This window comes from Frisingicoccus caecimuris, assembly GCF_004340975.1.
In the GTDB taxonomy this organism is placed as follows: Bacteria; Bacillota; Clostridia; order Lachnospirales; family Lachnospiraceae; genus Frisingicoccus; species Frisingicoccus caecimuris.
Window position 1 is genome coordinate 272,402 of sequence record NZ_SLXA01000001.1, and the last position, 24,096, is coordinate 296,497.

Consider the following 24,096-nt stretch of genomic DNA (forward strand, 5'->3'; position numbering starts at 1 on the left):
TTCGCCTAAGATTGAAAACCTATACTGGCAGAAAGTCATTTGATAGTCTCCTGAAATATTCTCTCGCAAAACACCACATACCGCTGATAGTTATGGCGATAGGGATGGCAGGTAATCAGCGTCACCAGGTCCCGTCCCTCCTGGATGAGCAGCTGATCGATATCCGTCGGGTCGATGACCCGTATCTCCGCCACCTCATAGGTCAATGTCTCCCGGAAATTCTCAATGTGAATCTCATCCCCAATCTCCAGCGCTTCGATATCCCGGAACATCGCCGTCTCGCTGTAGCCCCGGTGGGCCGCTATGACGCAGTTGGTGTTCTCTCCGCCAATGGGGTAGGAAGTCTCCGTCAGATGGACAGCTCCAAGGGCCATGTTTTCCTGGTTAGCCCCCAGGAGTATTGGCAGTTCAATCTCCATCTTCGGGATTGAAAGAAAACCTATCGTATTTCCCTCCAGGCCGTATTCTGTCAGATTGATGTCCGGCTGTTCATAAGCCCAGGGGTCGGTCAGGTTTTTCTGTTTTTCCAGATAGAGGGCCTCATTTCTTTGTTTCAATTCCTGATAGAGTTCTTCAAAGGGCAGCGCTTCCTTCCCGGGGACCTCTGGCTGCAGCTGCCGGTCAAACTGTCCCTTCTGCTCCCGAACGTCCTCCCGGTACAGCCAGTCCGTATAAAAGGGGTAAATGAGGACGGCCAACCCGCACAGGAACATCAGGACAGGGATCAGTAGATATCCTTTTCCTCTTTTTTGTTCTTGCTTATTTTTCATGTCGCCTTCTCTTCCTCCGCACCATCAAAAAGATTGCCAACAATACCAGCAGACAGAGCCCCAGAATCATCCCAACTCCACTCAACTTCAAAGTCAGCCCGGTCTCCTGTTTTTCCATGGTCCTCACTGCTTCTTCCTCCTGCGGCACATATGCTGTCCGGCTCCCACGGACCAGCAGCCGATGAGTATTGACACCATAAGGGGTGCATGTAAGGAGCGTCACCAGATCTTTTTCCGGTATGGCCTGGATGTCCCCAAGTTCTGTAGGGAGTACCGTCTTGATCTGGTCCACCTCATAGGCCAGTGTCTGGTCCAGCACATGGATCAGGAAAATGTCTCCGATCTCCATCTCATCCAGCCGGGTGAAAAGCTTCGCACTGGGAAGGCCCCGGTGGCCGGTGAGAACGCTGTGACGGAAATTCCCGCCGATAGGCAGAGCGGTGGATTCGATATGCCCCACGCCTTTTTCCAGCACTTCCTCCGATGTTCCATGATAAATGGGCAGCAATACGTCAATCTTCGGTATCTCCACATAGCCCATGACGCCGCCCACATTCAGGACTTCCTCATAGTTCCCCGGCAGTGCATAGCCGCTGCCCGGCACGAAGGGGTCCTTTACCGGATCGCCCGCCAGATTTTCATTGTAGGCTTCGGCCTTCTCCCATTCTGCCTCCAGATCTTCTGTACTTCCCGTCTCCATCTGAGCCTGATACTCCCGGATGACCGATATCTGCTCCCGCTCTGCGAAGTAGTTGCTGACGGTAGGATAAAAAAATACGCCGGCTCCTGTAAAAAACAGCAGGGCGGCCAGAAGGGGGGCAAAAAGCTTGCCTCTCAGTTTTCCCTTATTCTCCGTTCTTTTTCCTCGTTTCATCTGCATGTCCTCTCTGCATTTTCCTGACGGAACCAGTAAAGGGGCGGGGTCTCAGCCCCGCCCCTCTTTCTGGGTCCATCCTTTCTGGATGCCTCTTATCTATTGGATACGCCCTTTCTCCTGCGGAGGACAACGAACAAAAGTACCGCTGCGCCCATGATAGCTACGCCGCCTGCTGTGAACAGGATCGTTCCCATACCGCCGGTAGTCGGAAGTACAAAGCCCTGGGTATTGATCACATCCAGCGCCACATATCCGTCGGCGAACTCACTGCTATTGCCGCTGGTCGGTTTGCCATCAAGGTTGTCATCTTTGATCTCAATAGTCACCGAAGTATTCGGTTTGTTGTATCCACCCGGTGCTTTTGTTTCAGTCAGGTAATACGTTCCTGTGGACAAACCGGAAATTGTAAGCTTACCTTTGGCATCTCCATTTTCTCCTGCCACAAGCGTAGTCGTTTCCTGCTCGCCGGTCAGTGCCAGACGGTATGCACCATCATCAGTTTTAACAAGCATCAACGGATTGCTTCCGTCCGAATTCTTGGAAAGGGTAAACTCGGCGCCGGTCAGCAGTTCGTCCTGCTTGTTAACTTTCCTTATTTTCAGGCCATAGGTGTATACCTTGACATCGTCCGGTGTATCTTTCCATGAAGAACTATCATACGGGTTATTATTGTAATCCAGTATGGCTTTATTCGTGTTTGCGCCTGTACCTACTACTGCATTTCCGTTGATGACTGCGTCATAATCTACATGAATCTGCGTATAAGCGGCAATCTCATCATAAACAAAGTTCAGTGTGAAGCTGGTGGTTTCACTGGCTGCGGCCGGATTTGGTCTTTTTGTGTCTATGCTATATGCCGTATCTTTTGTCAGCAAAGTTTCACCGTCTGCATTAACACCATATACCTTGATGGAACCATCCGCCAGGCTCAGCCCTGCGGACAGGATATCGCTGATGGCATAGTTTTTAGCACTCGCATTTGCCGGATATTTAGGCACGTCGGCGCGCAAATCGAAGTTTACTGTATCGCCGATGGCACCCTTGTCGGATACGTCCGAATCATGCCCATCACTCTCATCTTCATTGACTTTTTTTTCAATGTCCATGTTGCTGGATTTCACTTCCAGAGAAGGTGTACTCATCTTCCATTCCTGGGCAGTCTCATCATACTCCGGTACGATGTTGACTGCGGATGGACGATATACTTTCATACCGTTTTCAATCAGGAGCAGGTAGCCGCCCATAGGCAGGCTGCTGATCGTTCCATTCCCGGTGCAAGTACCACTGGCAGTAAGAGTAATGGTATTATTTTTAATCGCAGCCGCCAGCGCATCATAAAAGCCAGCTTTCTGATCCGCATTTAGCTGATTCTCTGTAAATGTTTCCGTCACGCTGTCATCTGTGCCTATGTAACTTGAGTAGTTATCTCTTACCCATGTTTTGACTTCGTCGCTCCAGACATATACCGGGTCGACCGGCTGCTGTTCATCATAATTAAAGTTCACGTCCAGCACCTTGTAGGCGCTCACAGTAACGCCATCCTCCACACCAGTTACATTGATACTGCCTGTGCTCTCGGCAATCGGAGCCGCAAAAGCGGTCGCTGAGAATATCCCCACTGCCAGGAGCAGGGACAGACATAAGGCTGTCAGCCTTTTCCATGTGTTTGATCGTTTGTTCATACTCTTGTCTCCTTTACATGTTTCTGAATTTTTATATATGATAACAGTCCGGGAGGCCCGCCGCTAAACGGCAGGGCGTCCCCGCCGGCTGTTCCTGCGTTTTAAGACGGCCGCGCCGAGTAAGAGGCCGCCGCCCATAAGCAGAACCCCAAACAGGATAAACAGCGTCGTACCGCTGCCTCCGGAGGACGGGATGTCCGCCGGTCTCATATTTGGAAGAAGCCATTCTCCTTCGCTTCCCACCGCAAAAGCCGGCGGCAATGTATCCCCAAGGGCTGTGATGGTAATCTGCAGGTCGGTCCCTACAACAACCTGCCACTGCCCCGCTGGGAGTACCCGACCATCCGGGGCCTTAGTTTCTGCCAGACGGTATTCGCCGGGAAGAAGGTCCGTAAAGGTCACCTGTGGATTGCTGGCCTGTGTATCTACAAGTTTCCAACAGCTTCCCGAATTCTTCACATCTACAAGGGCGTTGTGGTCATGGGATGTGTCTGTGCAGACAAGCTGATACAGTTTGAACTCCGCACCAGTCAACTCCGCTGTGGTATCCTCCGCTTTTATCTTTGTGAAGGTAAAATTCACAGAATTCATCTTATTAACGATTTCATAGTGCTCTTCATCGCTGGGTGTCAGTTGGCTGCCGTCCGGTTCGTAAAGCTGAACTGATCCATCCTTATCCAATACAAGCCTCCAAGGCTGTACAGGTTTTTGATAGCCCGGCAGCGCCCCGGTCTCATACAGCAGATATGTTCCCGGCAAGCGCTTTTCCTGAAAAGAAAGTATTCCATCCGTGTCCGTTTTTGCTGTAAGCGCTTCGATTTCACTGTCTTCATCAATCACCCAGTTTCCAGTTCCATCCTCTTTTGCAGCGCTGAGAGTAAACTCCACGCCTTCAAGACTTTCTCCGCTCTCATTGACCTTGTGAATTCTGCAAGAGAGCGGAACCGACGGCTGATAATAATTGACCTTAACAATATTGCTGGCCTCTGTGGATTCATTCCAGACAGTTCCATCGGTCGTCGTGCTGACGGTGCATGCTGCATCGTTGTAGGCGTACACAGTGCCGTCAGCAGGAATTTCCCCCTTTGGGGAAGCCTGCATAAAAATCTCCACATAGACGGACTGAGCGTTCTGCATCACAAATTCGCCGCCGCCCGTACTTTGCCGCAAGTCAAACGCCAACGCCGTCACCTGGCTCAGATCTTCCGGAGGCGTCAGCGACCACAAGTCAATATCTGACAAATCCCCCTGGGCTGTAACGCCCTTTGAATCGTATGGCCGGATACCCTGCGTGGTGGAATAATAGACCTTCACATCCGCCCCCTTTACACTCGCCTGGTGAACACTTACGCCTGTAAGCACCCCTTGCCAACGATTCTTTTCGCCATCAGCTGTTTCCAGCGTGTCGTAAAAGACAAGGTTTTTTGCCTTAAGGTTGTCTATCCGGGCAGTTTCATACCGCAACTGATAAGAGTATCCACCGTCTGCTTCTGCGGTGGCTGACTGCCCGTAAAGGCCGCCCGGTACTTTAACAAATTTTTTAAACCCGGATTCCGTTGCCATAGGTACAGTGACAGTCGTAACAGCATCACCATACAGTGTCGTTTTACGATCCACTCCGTCCGGATTTTCGTTGCCATTTAAGTCGGTGAAATAGCTCTTTATCGGCTCCTGAAAGCTTCCGCCGTCGTCATTCTTTCCTTGCCATAGCGTGCCCACCTCTGTTTGCCAGGCCGCGTAGTTGTGAAATGTACTTCCGTTGTCCAGGATATTTGCAAAGGTACTGATGAGGTCATACCTAAGACCGTAACCAACACCCAGATAACTTCCCTTCTGCGCCGGCCCTTGCACAGAAACAATCATCATCGTCTGACCGGAATCTCTCCAGTTATCCACAAACTCCGTCTCCCAGGAAATATCACCCGTGTCCTTGCCGGAAGCTAGCACCTCTACATTCTCTACTGAAGTACCTGGCGGCAGAAGATCGTAAAACTTTCCTTTTTCAAAAGAATTATAATAATAATCGCAATTAGGTCCTCCTTCTTCTTCTTTCGCCCACACAAGCCAATGAATAACGACTCTGCTGTTTTGATAATCTATTTTAGAAGTACTACGCTTCACTAAGCTACTCTTAACATTTACGGGCACAAGATCTACAGAAGCCTCATCTTCTATATTGACACCATTATTATTGTCATTTTCGACCTGAAAAGAAGCCCAGTTCCAAAATTTAAATCTGTACTTGTCACGGGAAGACAGAATCTCCCGGACGATTTCCTGCATATGTTCTGTAGGATTTAAACGGACGATAGGCTTGCACTGCATCTTGACATAATCAGAAGTCGGGGCATAGGATATCCGGAAAGCGCAGGTTCCCTCCGGCAATTTAAAACCTTGGGCAACGGGCGAACTGTCTGTATAATCTTCACTCAGAATTCCATCTTCATAAAGTCGAAGACGAAGCACAGAAGCAGAAACTGGCGTTACCTGCCCCCAATGATACCAATCATCCTCTCCATCGGCTTGCAGATAAATCTCCAAAGGCGCATACTTGTCATACTCTGTACCCTTCCCCGTCCATCCACGTTCCGGGTCCAGGACCATACTGTATTCTCGTACATTGAATCCAAGATAATCAAAATTAAAATCTCCCTTTTCAAGTGAAATTTTATTTTTATCACCTATTTTACCAATCGCCATTTGATAATTCTTATTTTGTGATGAATGAAGAATTCCATCTGTGATTTCTATAGGAACAGGTGTGCCGCTCCCCAACTGGTCCTGCGGTCTTCTAAACTCTGCCTCCATAACAAATGTAGACACGGTACTCGCAGTAGTGCTGTGACCATATAAAATATCATCAATATTGTCAATTGAATCTCCGAGGCTTTTAGAAAAATTATATAATTCTCCAGGGTAAGTTGTATCTACAGGCTTATATATGTAACTGGCCGTGGCCTCTTTTTCTTTCAGCACATCGTCATACCCTTCCAACTTATATTTCACGGTATTGGTGAGTTTGAGTTCTTTTCCCTCTTCAATCAAAGTCCTGGGATACTTCACAACTACATAACCTCTTGGGTCATTACCCGAACTTCTGGGGTAGTCCCATATGACTGTTATTTCACCGTCTTGTATTTCCGTGCTTGTTCGATAGTATTCACTAGTACCATTAATAGGATTATCATAGTAATATATAACCTGGCCCATATCACCGCCATCATCGGTCATCGTGACTTTATAGGGTTGCGTAGAACCATACTCTATATCTGACTCTACCCTCCACAATACGTAGAAGTAGTCCTCCGCATCTTCCGGCTTTTCTCCCCATGCATTCTGCCAAGTCTCATACTTCGAGGAAGAAGATTTTATCACAGAGTTAAGCACCACAAAAGTATGGTTTATTACTGTCAGGATGTCCGTCGACAGTTCTTCCTGGCGCTGTCCGCTCTCTCCCGGATATTTAAAAGAAGCCGAAATATCGCCCTTTGTATATCCGTTCGCCACTTCAGGAGCTTCGTAACGATACACAATATCGCAGGTAAAATAATAAGCGCTGCTGACCTCTCTATAGTTCGTGATCACGATTTCATCATCGCTCCTGTCATCGGGCGTACCCTGATCATCGATCCGATACCAAAAGCCGGTATCGCCCTGTGCCGTACCCTCTTGAGACAGCGGAACCGTTACGGTATCCGCAGCGCTACCGTCGCGTTTATAAAAGATATGGGCCGGAACTCTTATCTCAATTTCTCCTGTCTTTGCCGTATAATCGCCGCCGCAGGTAAACTGAACCTGATAGCAGACGGAATTTCCATAGATACTATCCGGTGTAACATCCATCTGATTCCCATTGATTTCAGCATCGTCCCCTCGCACCCAAACGATGGTATGTTTTGCGCTGGAAGCATTATTTCTATAATCATTGTCAGACATAGCGGGAGTCTGTTCCGATGCACCGTTTTCCTTTCCACAAGTTTCACACACAAACGTACAGGGGCTGCCCACGCTCCCCTGGGCATAACCGCAGGCTTCGTCATGGATATGCTGGCAAGGCTGCCCCTCGATACCCGGCGCATAGGCGCAGTCCTCTGCGTGATCGATCACGCCATCACCGTCCGTATCGGTACATCCTTTATCGCAAGGAGTTTCCGGTACAGCTTCTATGTATCCACAACTTTCATCGTGGACATGAGTGCAGGGGCTTGCCTCCACCGCTGCCGCATAACCGCACTCTGCCGTATGCTCCGGATGATGCTCACATAACCCGGTATCCTCCGTTTTCGCCGCAAATGCAAAATTCGCCCTCATCGGGAGCAGCATACACAGGCACAGGAACAGAGCCATCAGCTTTTTTGCCCAATGCTTACGTTTCTTTCTCGTCATAACTCATCTTACCTCTCTTTGCCTTGATCGTTTTGCACCATAGAATGTTCCATCCGTGGTAACATTCCATCGGCAGAGACAAAAAAGGAAAAGAAAAAGAAAAATGCCGGCCTTATCACCGGGGAAACACAGTCTTTTTGACACAACAAGGAAGCCTGCAACACGAAAAATCGTTTCAGGTTTTCTTGGTATGCTCAGATTAAATTTGTTTCTGCTTTTTTACACAGGATTATTGAAAAAAACATTTTCATAGGTTATACTGTATGTAGTTTTATTTCTCAAAACGATGTTGAGGGAAAAAAGCGATACCACGGATGGAACACTCTGTGGTCTTTTTCTTTTAAGACCTATATGACCAACCCCATCCGGTTCAAAATCCTCTCATGGGCCGCTGCACTCACCGCCACATAGATCCGTGTGGTCTCAATCCGACTGTGGCCAAGGACGTCGGCCAGGTGGGCCAGATTCTTCTCAACGGCATAAAAGGTACGGGCAAAGAGATGGCGCAGGTTATGGGGAAAGACTTTGCTGGCATCTACCTTTGCTTCGGCGCACAGCTTTTTCATATCGTGACAGATATTGGAGCGGTCGAGGGGGTTTCCGCTTCTTGTCCGGAAGATATGTCCGCTCTCGATACTTTGTTCTTTTGCATACTGTAACAGCTTCCGGCAAAGCTCCTTTTGCAGAATGATCGTCCTGTTTTTCCCTTTCATACGAATCTCTGCCCGGCCTGACCGGACTGCTTCCACCGTAATATAGGGCAGCTCTCCTACCCGAATGCCGGTGCCGCAGATCGTCATCATCAAAAGATAGAGGCGCTCGTTTCCTTTGGCTTCGGCGGCTAAAAGAAGACGCTTATATTCTGCCTCGGACAACTCCCTGCTCTCATCCACAAAAGCCTGTCTCTGCACTTTCAAAAACTTTACCTTGCAATCCTGCAGACCCAGGAAATCCAAAAAGGCATGGAGGGCGGATAAGACGCCGTTGACCGTCTGGGCTTTCATCTGCCCCATGAGCAATTCCCGGTATTCCAGCAGACGGCGCTTTGTCAGTTCCTCGTCCTGTAAAAACTCTGTAAGCCTGCGCACTGCCCGGATATATTTCACTGTAGTTGCCCTGGATTTTTCATTGAGGTAGAGATAAGTTTCAAATGCCTGTATATCGTTTTCTCTGATCATGTTCATGTTTCATTCCTCCTGTCATCTTATTCTTCCCCAATACCTTATCTGATGACACAACATAAGAAAATTTTTATCTAACTGGTGCAAATTCATATATAGATATAAAAAAACACCAATGCTCAGCTACATTGTTATACTGAACATCGGTGTTTTGTCGTTATACTATTTGAATTTTTTGCACTTACTCAATAAACATTGCATCTCCGAAACTAAAGAAACGATAACCTTCCTTCACGGCGGTCTCATAGGCGTTCAGAATAGCCTCTTTTCCCGCCAGAGCAGACACGAGCATGAGCAGAGTGGATTCCGGCAGATGGAAATTGGTGATCAGAGCGTCGATACATTTAAATCGATAGCCCGGATAAATAAATATTTCTGTCCATCCGCTTGTCTCCCGGACAAAGCCCTGTTCATCGGCCACTGATTCCAGCGTCCGCGTACTTGTCGTTCCTACAGAAATGACCCGTCCGCCCCGGCGCTTCGTATCATTGATGATATCCGCCGCTTCCTGACCGATCATATAAAACTCGGAATGCATATGATGGTCATTCACGTCTTCCACCTTCACCGGACGGAAAGTTCCCAGGCCCACATGAAGCGTCACTCTGGCAATCCTCACGCCCTTTTTCTGGATAGCATCCAGAAGCTCTTCGGTAAAATGAAGACCTGCCGTCGGCGCCGCTGCACTGCCTTCATGTTTCGCGTAAACCGTCTGATAACGATTCTTATCCTGAAGCTTATGGCTGATATAAGGCGGCAGGGGCATTTCCCCAAGCTGATCGAGAATTTCTTCAAAAATCCCATCATATTCAAAACGAATAAGGCGGTTTCCTTCCTCCACCACTTCCATAACTTCACCCACGAGCAGACCGTCGCCGAAGGAAATCCGGGCGCCCGGCCGGGCCTTTTTGCCCGGCTTGACCAGAGTTTCCCAGACCGAATCACTCTTTCGTTTCAAAAGAAGGACTTCAATATGGGCGCCCGTATCTTCTTTCACGCCGTGAAGTCTGGCCGGAATAACCTTTGTATCGTTAATCACAAGGCAGTCCTCCGGATTCAGCTCATCGATAATATCTTTAAATATTTTATGCCGGATATCACCGGTCTCCTTGTCCAGGATCATGAGACGGGAACTGGAACGGTCCGTCAGAGGGTCCTGGGCAATAAGTTCTTCCGGTAAATCATAATAAAAATCTGATGTTTTCATAATCTGTTACTTTCTCAGTTCAATGCCCATCTTTTCAAGTTCGGCAAGAATCTTATCCATGACCGCATTGACATCCTTATCTTCCAGAGTTCTTGTCTTATCACGGAACACAATAGAGTAAGCCACGGATTTAAAGCCTTCTTTGATCTGAGCTCCTTCGTAAATATCGAATAATTCAAAGCTTTCCAGAAGCTTTCCGCCCCGTTTGCGGATAACTTCTTCTACTTCACCGACCATGATATCTTTGCTCATGACCATACTGATATCACGGGTGACTGCCGGATATTTGGCAATGCCCTGGAATTTCCGTCCAAAGGATGCACATTCCACCAGATAAGGCATATCCAGAACAGCAATATAAGTTCTTGCACCCAGTTTATAATTATCCGCAACTTCCGGATGAATTTCGCCAAGATAACCGATAACCCGGCCATCATAAATAATGTTGGCCTGACGTCCCGGATGGAGATAATTCTTTCCGGCCTTCGGATCATAATTCACCTGTTTTTTCATGCCGATGCGTTCCAGATATTCTTCCACAACACCTTTCATAGTGAAAAAGTCACCCGAGCCATACATACCCAGAGTAAACTGTACCCGTTCGTCCGGATAATCCTTCAGTGGAAGTTCCTTCGGCAGATAAATGACAGCCAGTTCATAAAGTTTTGCTTCTTTATTCCGATGACTGTAGTTAAAAGCCAGTGAAGTGAGCATGCCGTTTAATGGCGTGGTACGCATAATGCTGAAATCTTCACCCAATGGATTCATAATGGTTACTGTCTGACGCAGCGGGTCATTTTCATCTAATAAAAGTTTATCAAATACCTTCGGACTCTCGAAGGAATAGGTCATGCTCTCGGAAAATCCGCAGAATTCAGCTGTCTCTCTGGCAACCGCTTCCACACGGAGTTTATAGGATAATTTTCCTGTGGTGGCTTCACCGCTCGGCAAAGTTACAGGAATATTATCATAGCCGAAGAAACGGGCAACCTCTTCGGCCAGATCAGCCTGGCCCTCCAGATCCTGACGGAAGGTTGGCACAGTCACTGTCTTTCTTTCCGGATTATATTTTAATTCCAGAGGTCCGAAGTAGGTCAGCATCTCATCTAAGGTCAGATCTGTTCCAAGTAAGTCATTGACTTTCTCAGGGCTGAAAAGAATGTCGTGTTCTTCCCGTTTTTCCGGATAAATGTCAACGACACCGTCAACCACTTCACCGGCGCCCAATTGTTCAATGAGCTGGCAGGCGCGATTCATAGCATCTATGGCATTATTCGGGTCCAGACCCTTTTCAAATTTGCTCTGGGCATCGGTACGCATGCCAAGCTTCTTACCAGAAAGACGGATATTGGTTCCGTCAAAGCAGGCTGCTTCAAAGAGCATTGTCTGAACGCTGTCTGTGATCATGGAGTTTTCGCCACCCATGATGCCTGCGATACCAACCGGCTTCTTGCCGTCACAGATCGCCAGCATAGAGTTATCCATCTTATGGCTCTGTCCATCCAATGTCACAAACTCTTCTCCGTCAATGAAACGGCGAACAATGATCTGATGATCTTCGATCGTATCCAGATCATAGGCATGCATCGGCTGTCCATATTCTTCCATAACATAATTGGTAATATCCACAATATTGTTGATCGGACGAATGCCATTGGCTGCCAGGCGGCGCTGCATCCATTCCGGTGACGGTGCCAGTTTGATATTTTTAACGACTCTTGCTGTATAACGTGGGCATAAATCCACGTCTTCCACACGAACCTTGATGTAATCGTTGACATCGCCGCCGCAGCCTTTCACTTCGACCACCGGCGGTACAAAAGGCTTCCGGAAAGTTGCTGCCGCTTCTCTGGCGATACCGAGAACACCGAAGCAGTCCACACGGTTGGATGTGATCTCATACTCAAATACCACATCGTGAAGTCCAAGGGCTTCCACCGCATCGTCACCTGGTTTTACACTACCTGCTTTGAAAATGTAAATACCTGCCTCCGGTGCTTCCGGGTAAAACTCCCGGCTGGATCCCAGTTCCTCGATGGAACACATCATACCAAAACTTTCCACACCGCGAAGTTTGCCTTTTTTGATAGCAATGCCATTTTCCGGCAGAGGACCGCCGTCATGCCCTCCGGCTACCCGTCCTCCCACACGGACTACAGGCACCAGATCACCTTCATGGACGTTTGGCGCTCCGGTAACAATCTGAATATTTTCTTCTTCACCCACATTGACCTGGCAGATGATCAGTTTATCTGCGTCCGGATGTTTTTCAATCTTTTCAATCTGACCGACAACAATCTTGTCCAGATTCTTGTCCATTTCCACAAATCCCTCAACCTTTGTACCGGATAAGGTCATTGCATCTGTGTATTCCTGAGCAGTTACATCAAGGCCAGGAACATAAGCTTTAATCCATGATAATGGTGTATTCATTTTTCCTTTCCCCCTTTAGAACTGTTTTAAGAAACGTGTATCATTTTCGTAAAGCAACCGCATATCATCAATTTCATATTTCAGCAGGGCAATTCGTTCAAGACCAACGCCGAAGGCAAAACCGGAATATTCATCCGGATCAATGCCGCTCATAGTCAGAACCTTCGGATGAACCATACCACAGCCGAGGATTTCAATCCAGCCGGAACCTTTACACATACGGCAGCCCTTTCCGCCGCATTTGAAGCAGGTCACATCCATCTCGGCGCTTGGCTCTGTGAATGGGAAATGATGCGGACGGAACTTAACCTTTGTCTCTTCACCGAAAAGCTCTCTGGCAAACTCAGCCAGCGTCCCTTTCAGATCCGCAAATGTAATATGCTTATCAATAACGAGACCTTCAATCTGATGGAAACACGGAGAATGGGTCGCATCCACCTCATCCGAACGATATACCCGTCCCGGAGCAATCATGCGGATCGGCAGCTCCTGAGTTTCCATCGTGTGTACCTGAGTACCGGAGGTCTGGGTTCTCAAAACAAATTCTTTATTGATATAGAATGTATCCTGCTCATCCTTTGCCGGATGGTTGTCCGGGATATTTAAAGCTTCAAAATTATAATAATCCTTTTCAACTTCCGGTCCTTCAATCACTTCGTAGCCCATGCCGACGAAAATACGCTCTACCTCTTCAAGAGCGATGGTATTCGGATGGCGATGACCTACATTACTCTTTTTTGCCGGAAGGGTAACGTCGATCACCTCAGCCTTTAACTGGGCTTCTCTGGCTTTTCTGGCCAGTTCGGTCTTCATCTCCTCCATCTTTTTCTCAATTTCGGAACGGGTCTCATTCACCATCTGTCCAAAAGCCGGACGCTCTTCCGGCGCAATTTCTTTCATGGACTTCATGATGGAAGTCAATTCACCTTTCTTACCCAAAAAAGCGACACGGATATCATTCAGCTTTTCCAGCGCACCGGCTGCCTCAATCTGAGCCATCGCATTCTGACGGATTTGCTCTAATCTGTCTTTCATCTCTATCGATTCCTTTCTAAATAATATTCAGGGCATAAAAAAAGCCCCTTTACACAAAGGGACGGATTCTTTCCGCGGTACCACCCTAATTCCAGACGTTAAATGTCTGACACTCGGATATGCGTAACGTGCACCAACGTCATCTCCTACTACCAGAGGATTCAAAGATGCAGCTCCTGTGGGAAATTCAACACATATCCGAACTTAAACCGGCTTCCACCCGATGACCGGTTCTCTCTGTAAGAAAATATGCGTCTACTGACACATTCACAGCCTTTACACTGAGTTTTATTTTAACATATTCATTTTCTTTGTCAAGTGGCGCAGATGGATTTGGTTGCCATTTTTTCTAATCCGTGATATTATCGTTGTTATCTGAAAATGATATCCTCAGGAGGAGATTATGATGCTTAAATTAATTGACTGGGTTCAAAATCTATTAAAAAAAATCCGAAAAGACCGTCTTGCCGCCTACTCCGGCCAGTCGGCCTACTTTATCATACTGTCCTTCCTGCCTTTTCTTCTGTTTCTTTTGACATTGGTACAGCATCTGCCGATCGATATGGAAAATTTGATGGATGCCATTTTCCTGGTGATTCCCCGCTCCTATGAAACGACAGTGGCTGCCATACTCAATGATATTCATGTTGAATCCGGCGCAACTATTCTTTCCGTATCTGTTATTATGACCATATGGACCGCCGGAAAAGGTATTATGGCCCTTTCCGACGGACTGAATTCGGTACAGGAAATTGAAGAAAACCGAAACTATTTTATTCTCCGGTTGAAAGCGGCCCTCTATACACTGCTGTTTGCCATTGTGATCATCTTTACAGTGATCGTACTTGTCTTCGGTAACCGCATTTATTCCTGGCTGCGTACCGCAATACCAAATATGCCGGAATATTCCCAGATTTTAAGTATGCTCCAATCCTTTATTGCCATTGGATTTTATATTTTAATTTTTACTCTGTTTTACAAGTTTCTTCCCGCCAAGCCGATGAAAACCTTGAAGCAGCTTCCCGGCGCTATATTTACAACTGCCGGATGGATGATCGGCTCCTATATTTTTTCTTTATATGTTGAATACTCCAGCAGTTCTTCTTATATGTACGGCAGCCTTACCTACTTGATACTCTTCTTCATCTACCTGTACTTAATGATGTATATTTTCTTTTTGGGAGCAGAACTCAATTATTTCCTCTTTCCTGATAAGAAAGAAGATTTTCATTTACTGTATTAAATTTAAGGGTCGGCAGTTTTTAATTGCCGACCCTTATTTTTACTCCGTGATCAATTCTGAATCTGGAAAAAAGTATTTTAAAATCTCATCATATGTTTTTCCCATCTCGGCCATTTTCATGGCCCCGTTCTGGCTCATTCCGCAGCCATGCCCGTATCCACCGCCGTGAATCAGAACCCCCTCACATATATTATTTTCAACCACCGCATCCATATAGCAATAAGCGCTCGGAAGCATTTCCCATCCTGTCACCGCCTCTCCGCTCTGCGGAATGAGTTCTGCATTGACCGGAGAAAATATCTGTCGGATTTTATATTCGCCATAGACCGTACATGTGTCCAGACCGCCGTCAAGACGGATGGCTTTAAGCAAACCGCTCTCCGCCCGTTCAAGCACCGTGACACTGGTCAGCTCGCCGATATCTGTCTGACAGACATTTAGCACACTGTTCCGGATATCTTCTGCAGATACAAATACCTGCCAGCGAAACCACGGCAGTTCCTGTTCAAAGTAATCCGCACCATCTTCCATATTGATAAAACGCCGGAAATCCTCTTCCTGCATAAGATTTAACGTTACAGAATCGTCACTCAAAAAAACGGACACTGCCTTTTCATCATCCGTACCGCTGCCGCTGTACCAGACATCTTTTGCATCCGAGGTATGACCGCAGGAAGTAGAAAAGAAATAAGTCGCCGTCAGCCCCTCCGGATTCTGGAGTACCTGTCCCCGTGTCTCAGAAGCCGCCTGAATACTTTCCTCACATTCTTCCTGATTATTATATACCTGGCTGGACACCGTATCATCCAGATTCGCCGGATAGTCCCGAAAAGTTGTTCCAAGAGCTCTCCGTCCGAAAGTCCGGGCACACACCGCCTGCACCTTCAGCGCTTCCTGCCCATAGGATACCGGCATTTCACCAGGGATCACACCGGCGACATAATCTTCCATGTTCACCTGATTTATAACGAGCAATCCGCCTGCAGCCTCCTGAATCTGAATTTCACCATGATAGGAAGGCGCTCCGCTGCTTCGTTCCAGAGAAAGAACTTGTATTTTGCCCCGTTCATTTTCTGCTTTGATCGCCACTTCACCGCCCCCTTCAAAAATACTTTCTCCCTGGGAAAATGTCACTTCCGTACCGGCCTCATACCGTTTTACCTCATCATTTCCCATAACAAGAAACGGCTCTGAAGAGGTCACGGTCACCGAGGATTGTTCATAGACCTGCCCGGTTCCATGAAGCAACACCCGAATCGTCTCCTCGGCATAATCCTGATAAATAATCCCGCAGATTTCATTCCCCTTGAGAACAAACTCATACACTGTGCCGTCTGTTGCCAGTTCATCTTTCGAAATCACCTTCGGCGATGGATAGATTTGATAAACTACCAGATTTTCAGAAATCGGAACCGTACCATAATCTTTGAGTACAGCAGCCCTCTCCTCTATTCCTGTCAATGCGGCCTTTAAACGGCTCGTCTTATAGTCCACACCGTTCAAACGCCCTTCGGTAAAAGTTAAATCCGCCATATTCGGCTCCAGTTTCTGATTAAGTTTTCCTTCCAGCTTGATACTGCGCTCATATCCATCAAAAAAAATCTGTATTTCATCACCTTCTCCTGACTCAATCCAGACATTTTCTATCCGGCACATATCATCCGCTTTTCCTGCAACGCAAAGGATTTCATCTCCAGCCGTATAGACTTCAAGACTGTAATCCATGTAAATATCCATCGCAAGCCCTTCAGCCGAATACAGCCCCCGGCTTGTCAGTGTCTGCCACGCTCCCAGTGCCGATATATTTGACGGCGTCCCGTGAATAGACAATTTTTCCCTCTGAACCCGGGAGCTTTCCGCAGAAAGCAGCTGATAGACCTCACACCACTGTGTCCTCGGAACCATGCCATCCCCCTGATGGTATTTCAATGAAAAAGACAGCAAGTCCTCTGAAAGATGAAATTGCTCCATGATATATTTTAAATCACCATAAGTGAATGTATCCCCGGGATGAAATTTCCCGTCCTCCCGCAGGCTCATCCATCCTTCGTTTAACGCCACTGCCGCATATTTTGCGTACCACTCTTCTCCGGCAATATCCTCCGGCAGTCCGTCCCCGCTTTTTTTCTGTGTTTCACACGTTTCTCTGTCGTATCGCATCAAGGCCAACATCCTGGCGATCTGGGCACGGTTCATCATTTCATTGGATGTCCACTGTCGATGAATGTTCATAAAGTAAATGAGTAAAACTGTCAAAGCTGCTGAAAAAATGCCTATATGTATCAGGTAACGCCGCAAATACATCCTCTCCTTCCGGAAAATCATCCTAAAACACACCCAAATGGATAAAAAAAAGACGGCAACTATACCGTCTTTTGTTCTTAAAAATAATATACCCAGAGTGCCGTCTCCTGCCTTTTGACGCCTAACCCGACGCCAAGTGGGTTACCTCGTCAAGTTTTCTGTCTTCCACTGCAAACGGAGGCCTGACATATTCTTGATATATGGTATCCCGTATACATAAATGTAGGTTCAAAACAGCAGGATCATCGTACACCCCAGGCTACTTTCTGAATTTATTATATCCTAAATGTTTTTAAAATTCAAGTATCAATAACACAGATACTTTATATGACAAAAATTGTCATTGGTCATCCTTTGTATGGACTTTTTTTCATCCCCGTGCTACTATAAGTATATGCAAATTCACATATAAAATGAGGTTTACAATGAAAAAACTTTCAAAACTTATTCAATCAATCCGACATTTGTTTACGATACTCTGCGGGGCGATTCTTTTTTTCATCCGTCCCCGACTCATGCTGAATCATCAAAAAAAATGGGCGCCATTTGTACAATGGGACTATGCCCACCGGGGTCTTCATGATAATCTCTGGGGTGTTCCGGAAAACTCTCTGCCGGCCTTTCAGGCTGCCGTGGACAAGGGATATGGTATCGAACTGGATGTCCATCTGACAGCAGATAATGAGCTGGTCGTTCACCACGACGACACCCTCTACCGCATGTGCCATGTGGAAAGGGATATCAAAGATATGACCCTGAAAGAAATCCGACAGTATACACTCCTTGGAACAGAAGAAAAGATACCGACACTTCAGGAAGTTCTTGAACTGGTAGGCGGCCGGGTACCGCTTTTAATCGAACTAAAGACCGAATCCCATACCTGCGACCGGCTGTGCCGTATTTTATCCAAAACCATGCGAAGCTACTCCGGCAATTATATCCTGGAATCTTTCAATCCACTGGCCCTTCGGTGGTTCCGCAAAAATGAACCACAGATATTACGCGGCCAGCTTTCCTGTAACTTTTTTAAGGAAAAGCCCCATTGTGATCTGGTGTTATTTATGATCACCGTCCTCGGCTCTAACTTTCTTTCCCGCCCGGACTTTATATCTTATAAATACACCGATTACAAAAATCCGTCGGTTCGTATCAACTGTCGTCTCTTTCAGGCACGTCTGGCGCTCTGGACTATCAATACCATTGATGCTTACGACGCGGTTCGAAACAGTGCCGACCTGATCATATTTGAAGGTATTGAGCCATAAACATAAAGGGAATATTAACTGACCGGCATATTCTGATGATCAGATAATACTCCCTTTTATTTTTCACTTATCATATATAATTACAGATATCCTCTGTCTTTGTTACAGTCACGCCAATATTTTCCAATTCCTGAATGCCTCTCTTATATAATCCGGACATTGCATCCGCCGCAAGCACAATACGAAAATCTCTTTCGCTGGCTTCATATATTGATGTTCTTGGACAATTAGGAAAATTACAACCGGAAAAAATCAACGTATTTACTTTCTTTTCCCGAAGGAAAGCTTCCAATCCAGTGCGATAAAAGGCGCCCCATCGGGATTTATACATGACCCAGTCGTTACTGCCAATCTGCTGAAATTCACCGTTGATCAATCGATTCCAATCCAGTTCCACCTTATCTTCCGGTTTCAGCTCTTCAGGAAAATCAATGCCTTCGGAATAGGGCCGAAACAACACGGCTCCGTTCTGAACCATACTGCGTCTGCACAAATCCACATTTGAACCATCAGGCAAATACGCCCGGACCACATGAATCACCGGCATACTGCTCTCACGCACATGTCTGACCAGTTCTTGTAATTTCGGAAGCACATCATAGCTTCCGGCTATTTCAAAAGGCGCTCCAGGTAAAATACAATCATTTTGATAATCAATGATGATCAATGCGCTATGTGCATAATCCGGCACCAGTAAATCCATGTCTGTATCCTCCTCCGCTTCTCAGAAATCTACTGAATTCCAAGCCACTGCTTTACGGTTGCTTCCATGGCATCCACCGCACATATATTGTTGTGACGTACCGGCGCTGTACGAATCTCTTTCACAGCTTCCGGCTCCGGTGTATTGGAAAGCTTCACCAGTTCATCGACCAGTTCAAATTCATCAAGCGCATCATATTTTTTATCAATAGCTGTCATAACGCTGCGGGCAAATTTATATGGGCTTGCCGTTGATGCAATGACCGTCGGCTTTGCATCTTTTGTATCTGCCACATATTTTTTATAAACAGATGCCGCTACGGCGGTATGGGTATCAATCACATAGCCAGTGTTTTCATAAAGATTTTTGATCGCCTCGGCCGTTTCCTTTTCATCTGCATAGTTGCCGTAGAAATCTGTCAGTCCCGCTTTCATTTCTTCTGTAATTGTATACTCACCTTCACCGGAAAGGGCCTGCATCATCGCTGCATTCTTCTCGGCATCATTTCCGGCGATCCGGTAGATCAGACGTTCCAGATTGCTGGAAATCAAAATATCCATCGATGGAGAAGATGTTACTGTGAACTCACGTTTTTTATCATATGTACCTGTTGTAAAGAAATCAAATAAGACTTTATTTGTGTTCGATGCACAGATTAATTTATCTATCGGAAGACCGATCAACTTAGCATAGTAAGCCGCCAGAATATTTCCGAAGTTTCCGGTCGGTACGGTAATATTGATCAGCTCTCCGTTTTTAATCTGCTCATTTTTTACCAGGGTGGCATAGGCATATACATAGTAAACGATCTGTGGTACCAGACGTCCGATATTGATGGAGTTTGCAGAAGAAAACTGGAAACCGGCCCCGTCCAGTTCTTTCGCCAGTTTCTGGTCGTTGAACATCTTCTTTACACCGGTCTGAGCATCATCAAAGTTTCCTTTAATACCGACAACAAAGGTATTGTCCCCCTTCTGGGTCACCATCTGTTTTTCCTGAACCGGACTGACACCGTCCTTCGGATAAAATACGATGATCCGTGTTCCCGGAACATCGGCAAAACCAGCCATCGCTGCCTTTCCCGTATCTCCGGATGTAGCTGTCAAAATAACGATCTCATTATCCACATGATTCTTCTTTGCAGCCGTTGTCATTAAATGAGGCAAAATAGATAAAGCCATATCTTTAAATGCAATCGTATTACCGTGGAAAAGCTCCAGGAAATAGGCTCCATCTGCCTGTACCAACGGTGCGATCACTTCCGTATCAAACTTGGAATCATAGGCATTTGCAATACATCTTTTCAATTCTTCCTCTGTAAAGTCTGTCAAAAACAGTTTCATAACCTCATAAGCTACTTCCTGATAGCTCATGCCGGCCAGTTTTTCTACCGACACTTCCAATTTTGGTAAAGATGTAGGGACAAATAAACCGCCGTCATCTGCAAGACCTTTTAAAATGGCCTGAGATGCTGTTACTGTTTCACCATGTCCCCGTGTACTGGTATATGTCAAATTCATCTTTTTTCCCTCTTTCTCTATCAAACAAATGTGCACTTTAGTATATCACAGTATCTATCTGGCTTCAAGCCTCTTTCGCCATCTGATTTTCAATTTGAATGTACAATATTTTGAACAAAATCCATAGAACAGCAATAATAATGACCGGAATCCACCACTGGATATCAAACAGGTGGATATCGGATAAAAAGAAAACGCCGCCATAAGCCGCAGCTACGATCACTGCGATGAGGACGATCAATCCGGCCATCTGTGGATTTGTCATACGATTGGTTTTGGTTTTTAAAATTCCGGAAACATAGAGATAGATGAAAACTGTACCCAAAAGAATGGCCGCCGTAGCCGACAAATATCCCAGATTAATTTCCACTGGATTTTTTAAGAAGTTGCCGCCATCAATGAGCGTATCAATCAAACGGACCAGATACATCAGTGCCAACGCATATATAATAGTAACACCCCGCGACAGGACAAGTTCTTTTGCCGACGCATGGCGCATATTTTCACAAAGTTTATTGCAATATTCCCGGTAGTCTCCACCGGACAAAAACTCAAGATTCTTTCTTTTACTATAAGAACGCAGGGTATTTCGGATAATCGTCTTACGAACCCTCTCAACATCATAGTCACATATCTTTTGTGTTTTCATATATCCTGTCATATCTGATAAAAGTTTTTTATCCGATATGTTGAGTCGTCTTTCTCGTTCTTTATTTTCCCTTTTCAGACTGTTTAAGAGATTTTCCATGGACATTCTCTCCTTCAGTATATTACAAATGGCGGCCGAAAAACTCCGGCCGCCCGAGATAAACCAGAAAAAGCGGCAGAGCACACTCCTTCTGGATGCCGCATCAATTATTCAATCGGTAATACAGCGCCTTCATATGTTGTTTCAATGAAGGATTTGATTTCATCACTCTTAAGAACTTCTACTAAAGCCTTAATTTCTGCTCTTTCTTCGTCACCTTCACGAACTGCAATGATGTTTGCATACGTCTGAGCTGCTTCAGAATCGGATTCTTCTTTAGCCAGGGCATCATTTTCAACACTGAAATTTGCCTGAAGCGCATAGTTTCCATTCAAGACAACAAAATCTGCATCTTCTACAGCTCTGGCAATCTGTGCTGCTTCCATCTCAACGATTTTTACGTTATGAGGATTTTCAGCAATATCATTTGCTGTTGCATTTAAACCGGCATCTTCCTTTAATGTGAGAATGCCATTTGCTTCAAGAAGAAGTAAAGCTCTTGCTTCATTTGTTGCATCGTTTGGAACAATAATTTCAGCGCCATCCGGAATGTTTGTTAAATCGTTGGACTTTCCAGGGTAAATTCCCAATGGTTCATAGTGAATAGCACCTGCGGAAACAAGCTTTGTTCCCTGTTCTTCATTGAAGTTTTCAAGATATGGTAAATGCTGGAAATAGTTTGCATCCACATCGCCTGCATCGACAACCTTGTTTGGCTGAACATAATCTGTAAATTCAACAACTTCCAGTTCAATACCTTTTTCAGCCATTAATTCTTTTGCCGCATTTAAAATTTCTGCATGAGGTGTCGGGCTTGCCGCTACTGTTAATTTTGTTCCGGCTTCAGCAGCACCGTTTGTCTCCTTGCCTGTCTCTGCTGTTGTTTCTGCGCTTGTTTCAGCCTTTGTTTCTGCTTTTGTCTCTTTTGAAGAGTTGCCGCATCCTGTCACTGCTGCCACACAAAATGCTGCAGTCAGTACTAAAGCTAATCCTTTTTTCATTTTTATTCTCCCTTTCCTTTTTTCGTCTACTCCCGTATCCTTTTATCTGTTTTCTTGGAAATCTTCATACCGATCACCTGGAAAATCTGTACCAGAATTACAAGCAGGCTAACCGTCACCATCAGAATATCAAACTGATATCGGTTATAGCCGTAACGAATGGCAATATCTCCAAGACCGCCGCCGCCAAGTGCTCCGGCCATGGCTGAATAGCCAAGAATCGTTCCGATCACAATGGTACATCCCACGATCAATGAGGTCTTTGCTTCCGGAATAAGAACTTTGAGAATGATCGTTTTTGTAGAAGCTCCCATACTCAGAGCTGCCTCGATCACTCCCGGGTCCACTTCCAACAGCGAAGATTCAATCATACGCGCCACATAAGGCGCCGCAGCGATTACCAACGCCACGATCGTCGCCGTCGGACCGTAGCTTTTTCCGGCAATCAGGCGCATCAGCGGAGTGACCAGAATCATCAGAATTAAAAATGGTACGGAACGTAATATATTTACAACCACATCGGTAACCATATTGACCACCGGCATCGGGTGCAAACCACTTTTTCGTGTAACTACCAACAGGATTGCGATCGGCAGCCCCAGAATATAAGAAAAAACTGTGGAAACCAATACCATATATAAGGAGTCCCGGACACCTTCCGCAATCATCATCCAAATATCTGAACTAAATAACATACTCTTCCAACTCCTCCACTACAAGATTTTTCGAGCGCAGATAGTAAATCGCCCGGTCTCCCTGGAGCCTGTCCTCAGGAAGCTGGAGAATCATATGTCCATAGGCTTTTCCATCAATATCCTTCGTATCTGCGAACATGATATTTACGGCAATCTTACATTCCATGATCAGATTGGAGATCACCGGTTCATACGACGATTTTCCATCAAAGACAACCCGGATGCACCGTTTGCCAAGGGCAGCCTGACCACCTGCTGATTTCTGATAAATAATTCGTTTTGCCGTTCGAGATTCAGGCTGGGTAAAGACCTTCTCAACGGTTCCCACTTCAGCCAACTGGCCGTCATCAATAATAGCCACATGACTGCAGATGCTTTCCACCACCGACATTTCATGGGTGATAATAACGATCGTGATCCCATACTTACGGTTAATATCCTTCAATAATTTCAAAATAGACTGGGTCGTCGCCGGATCCAAGGCACTGGTCGCTTCATCGCAAAGAATGATCTTAGGATTTGTAGCCAAAGCCCTCGCGATCGCCACGCGCTGCTTCTGCCCGCCGGACAACTGGGCCGGATACATCAAAGCACGGTCCTTCAGATCGACAATCTCTAACAGCTCATCGATCCTGGCATCAATATCTGCCTTCTTCATTCCCGCAATCTCCATGGAAAATGCAATGTTTCCGCGGACATTCCGCTGCTGGAGCAAATTAAAATGCTGGAAGATCATCGCCACTTCCTGACGGGTCTTCCGAAGCTCCCTGTCAGATAAAGCCGCCAGGTCTTTACCGTCAATCTTCACTGTTCCGGATGTGGGACGTTCAAGAAAATTCATACAGCGAATCAATGTACTCTTGCCCGCGCCACTCATTCCGATGATTCCAAATATGTCCCCTTTTTGAATATCAAGGTTTATATCCTTCAAAGCGTAAACTGTCTGAGTTTTCCCCCTGAAGGTCTTATCCAGATGTTCAATCTTAATCATTGGTTCCAATTCTATCATCCTTTTCTTTTATATTTGAATTGTAAAAAAAGTACTT

General features: G+C 46.1%; 17 protein-coding genes, 1 other RNA gene and 1 other annotated feature. Of the genes, 2 read left to right on the top strand and 16 right to left on the bottom strand.

All coding sequences use genetic code 11. The features are described 5' to 3' along the window. Positions 1-35 precede the first annotated feature (35 nt). The 8 genes from EV212_RS01420 to pheS form a co-directional block, all read right to left on the bottom strand. Positions 36-770, bottom strand: a complete 735-nt coding sequence (locus tag EV212_RS01420) for a class C sortase (RefSeq protein ID WP_243115425.1) — start codon at positions 768-770, stop codon at positions 36-38. Further along, positions 760-1,644: a class C sortase gene (locus tag EV212_RS01425; RefSeq protein ID WP_132087756.1), complete on the bottom strand. Its 885-nt coding sequence runs from the start codon at positions 1,642-1,644 to the stop codon at positions 760-762. Before EV212_RS01425 ends, EV212_RS01420 begins: the two co-directional genes overlap by 11 nt. A gap of 95 nt (positions 1,645-1,739) precedes the next feature. Beyond that, on the bottom strand, positions 1,740-3,329 hold the full coding sequence (locus EV212_RS01430) for a SpaH/EbpB family LPXTG-anchored major pilin (RefSeq protein WP_132087759.1): 1,590 nt from the start codon (positions 3,327-3,329) through the stop codon (positions 1,740-1,742). A gap of 63 nt (positions 3,330-3,392) precedes the next feature. Beyond that, positions 3,393-7,715, bottom strand: a complete 4,323-nt coding sequence (locus EV212_RS01435) for an MSCRAMM family protein (protein ID WP_132087762.1) — start codon at positions 7,713-7,715, stop codon at positions 3,393-3,395. A gap of 347 nt (positions 7,716-8,062) precedes the next feature. Further along, positions 8,063-8,893 carry a tyrosine-type recombinase/integrase gene (locus EV212_RS01440; protein WP_408609153.1) on the bottom strand — a complete coding sequence of 277 codons (831 nt, stop codon included), beginning with the start codon at positions 8,891-8,893 and terminating at the stop codon, positions 8,063-8,065. A 184-nt stretch (positions 8,894-9,077) separates the two neighbouring features. After that, complete coding sequence (gene queA / locus EV212_RS01445) at positions 9,078-10,103, bottom strand: tRNA preQ1(34) S-adenosylmethionine ribosyltransferase-isomerase QueA (RefSeq protein WP_132087769.1); 1,026 nt, start codon at positions 10,101-10,103, stop codon at positions 9,078-9,080. Between the two features lie 6 nt (positions 10,104-10,109). Continuing rightward, positions 10,110-12,536, bottom strand: coding sequence for a phenylalanine--tRNA ligase subunit beta (gene pheT, locus EV212_RS01450; RefSeq protein ID WP_132087772.1), 2,427 nt, complete (start codon positions 12,534-12,536; stop codon positions 10,110-10,112). Between the two features lie 15 nt (positions 12,537-12,551). Next, positions 12,552-13,571, bottom strand: a complete 1,020-nt coding sequence (pheS, locus tag EV212_RS01455) for a phenylalanine--tRNA ligase subunit alpha (protein ID WP_132087775.1) — start codon at positions 13,569-13,571, stop codon at positions 12,552-12,554. Positions 13,572-13,625: 54 nt separating this feature from the next. Further along, positions 13,626-13,851: a binding site (T-box leader), on the bottom strand. 123 nt (positions 13,852-13,974) lie between these two features. On the opposite strand from pheS, the gene EV212_RS01460 reads away from it, so the two are divergent. Further along, complete coding sequence (locus EV212_RS01460; protein ID WP_132087778.1) at positions 13,975-14,814, top strand: YihY/virulence factor BrkB family protein; 840 nt, start codon at positions 13,975-13,977, stop codon at positions 14,812-14,814. A gap of 39 nt (positions 14,815-14,853) precedes the next feature. On the opposite strand, the gene EV212_RS01465 is transcribed toward EV212_RS01460, so the two are convergent. Together EV212_RS01465 and ssrS are read right to left on the bottom strand one after the other, a co-directional pair. Then, positions 14,854-17,046: a SpoIID/LytB domain-containing protein gene (locus EV212_RS01465; protein ID WP_165873258.1), complete on the bottom strand. Its 2,193-nt coding sequence runs from the start codon at positions 17,044-17,046 to the stop codon at positions 14,854-14,856. A gap of 157 nt (positions 17,047-17,203) precedes the next feature. Further along, positions 17,204-17,382: non-coding RNA, 6S RNA (gene ssrS / locus EV212_RS01470), on the bottom strand. 161 nt (positions 17,383-17,543) lie between these two features. Here ssrS and EV212_RS01475 point away from each other — a divergent pair. Continuing rightward, positions 17,544-18,383, top strand: coding sequence for a glycerophosphodiester phosphodiesterase (locus EV212_RS01475; RefSeq protein ID WP_165873259.1), 840 nt, complete (start codon positions 17,544-17,546; stop codon positions 18,381-18,383). Positions 18,384-18,453: 70 nt separating this feature from the next. Here the strand turns inward: EV212_RS01475 and EV212_RS01480 are convergent, their stop codons facing one another. From EV212_RS01480 to EV212_RS01505, 6 genes are all read right to left on the bottom strand, one after another. Beyond that, complete coding sequence (locus tag EV212_RS01480) at positions 18,454-19,086, bottom strand: cysteine hydrolase family protein (protein WP_132087787.1); 633 nt, start codon at positions 19,084-19,086, stop codon at positions 18,454-18,456. Between the two features lie 29 nt (positions 19,087-19,115). Then, the gene (thrC, locus tag EV212_RS01485) at positions 19,116-20,606 is read right to left on the bottom strand and encodes a threonine synthase (protein WP_132087790.1); all 1,491 of its coding nucleotides are present in this window, start codon (positions 20,604-20,606) and stop codon (positions 19,116-19,118) included. Positions 20,607-20,670: 64 nt separating this feature from the next. Then, a complete protein-coding gene (locus tag EV212_RS01490) occupies positions 20,671-21,354 on the bottom strand; it encodes a hypothetical protein (protein ID WP_132087793.1) in 684 nt (227 codons plus the stop codon). Positions 21,355-21,461: 107 nt separating this feature from the next. Continuing rightward, positions 21,462-22,355, bottom strand: coding sequence for a MetQ/NlpA family ABC transporter substrate-binding protein (locus EV212_RS01495; RefSeq protein WP_132087796.1), 894 nt, complete (start codon positions 22,353-22,355; stop codon positions 21,462-21,464). Positions 22,356-22,381: 26 nt separating this feature from the next. Further along, on the bottom strand, positions 22,382-23,050 hold the full coding sequence (locus tag EV212_RS01500) for a methionine ABC transporter permease (RefSeq protein WP_132087799.1): 669 nt from the start codon (positions 23,048-23,050) through the stop codon (positions 22,382-22,384). Continuing rightward, positions 23,040-24,041, bottom strand: a complete 1,002-nt coding sequence (locus EV212_RS01505; protein ID WP_243115426.1) for a methionine ABC transporter ATP-binding protein — start codon at positions 24,039-24,041, stop codon at positions 23,040-23,042. Before EV212_RS01505 ends, EV212_RS01500 begins: the two co-directional genes overlap by 11 nt. Between the last annotated feature and the right edge of the window lie 55 nt (positions 24,042-24,096).

Coding starts and splice junctions, on each gene's coding strand:
- EV212_RS01420 (WP_243115425.1), bottom strand. CDS start 770: ATGAAAAATAAGCAAGAACAAAAAAGAGGAAAAGGATATCTACTGATC.
- EV212_RS01425 (WP_132087756.1), bottom strand. CDS start 1,644: ATGAAACGAGGAAAAAGAACGGAGAATAAGGGAAAACTGAGAGGCAAG.
- EV212_RS01430 (WP_132087759.1), bottom strand. CDS start 3,329: ATGAACAAACGATCAAACACATGGAAAAGGCTGACAGCCTTATGTCTG.
- EV212_RS01435 (WP_132087762.1), bottom strand. CDS start 7,715: ATGACGAGAAAGAAACGTAAGCATTGGGCAAAAAAGCTGATGGCTCTG.
- EV212_RS01440 (WP_408609153.1), bottom strand. CDS start 8,893: ATGATCAGAGAAAACGATATACAGGCATTTGAAACTTATCTCTACCTC.
- queA (WP_132087769.1), bottom strand. CDS start 10,103: ATGAAAACATCAGATTTTTATTATGATTTACCGGAAGAACTTATTGCC.
- pheT (WP_132087772.1), bottom strand. CDS start 12,536: ATGAATACACCATTATCATGGATTAAAGCTTATGTTCCTGGCCTTGAT.
- pheS (WP_132087775.1), bottom strand. CDS start 13,571: ATGAAAGACAGATTAGAGCAAATCCGTCAGAATGCGATGGCTCAGATT.
- EV212_RS01460 (WP_132087778.1), top strand. CDS start 13,975: ATGATGCTTAAATTAATTGACTGGGTTCAAAATCTATTAAAAAAAATC.
- EV212_RS01465 (WP_165873258.1), bottom strand. CDS start 17,046: ATGAACATTCATCGACAGTGGACATCCAATGAAATGATGAACCGTGCC.
- EV212_RS01475 (WP_165873259.1), top strand. CDS start 17,544: ATGAAAAAACTTTCAAAACTTATTCAATCAATCCGACATTTGTTTACG.
- EV212_RS01480 (WP_132087787.1), bottom strand. CDS start 19,086: ATGGATTTACTGGTGCCGGATTATGCACATAGCGCATTGATCATCATT.
- thrC (WP_132087790.1), bottom strand. CDS start 20,606: ATGAATTTGACATATACCAGTACACGGGGACATGGTGAAACAGTAACA.
- EV212_RS01490 (WP_132087793.1), bottom strand. CDS start 21,354: ATGGAAAATCTCTTAAACAGTCTGAAAAGGGAAAATAAAGAACGAGAA.
- EV212_RS01495 (WP_132087796.1), bottom strand. CDS start 22,355: ATGAAAAAAGGATTAGCTTTAGTACTGACTGCAGCATTTTGTGTGGCA.
- EV212_RS01500 (WP_132087799.1), bottom strand. CDS start 23,050: ATGTTATTTAGTTCAGATATTTGGATGATGATTGCGGAAGGTGTCCGG.
- EV212_RS01505 (WP_243115426.1), bottom strand. CDS start 24,041: ATGATTAAGATTGAACATCTGGATAAGACCTTCAGGGGGAAAACTCAG.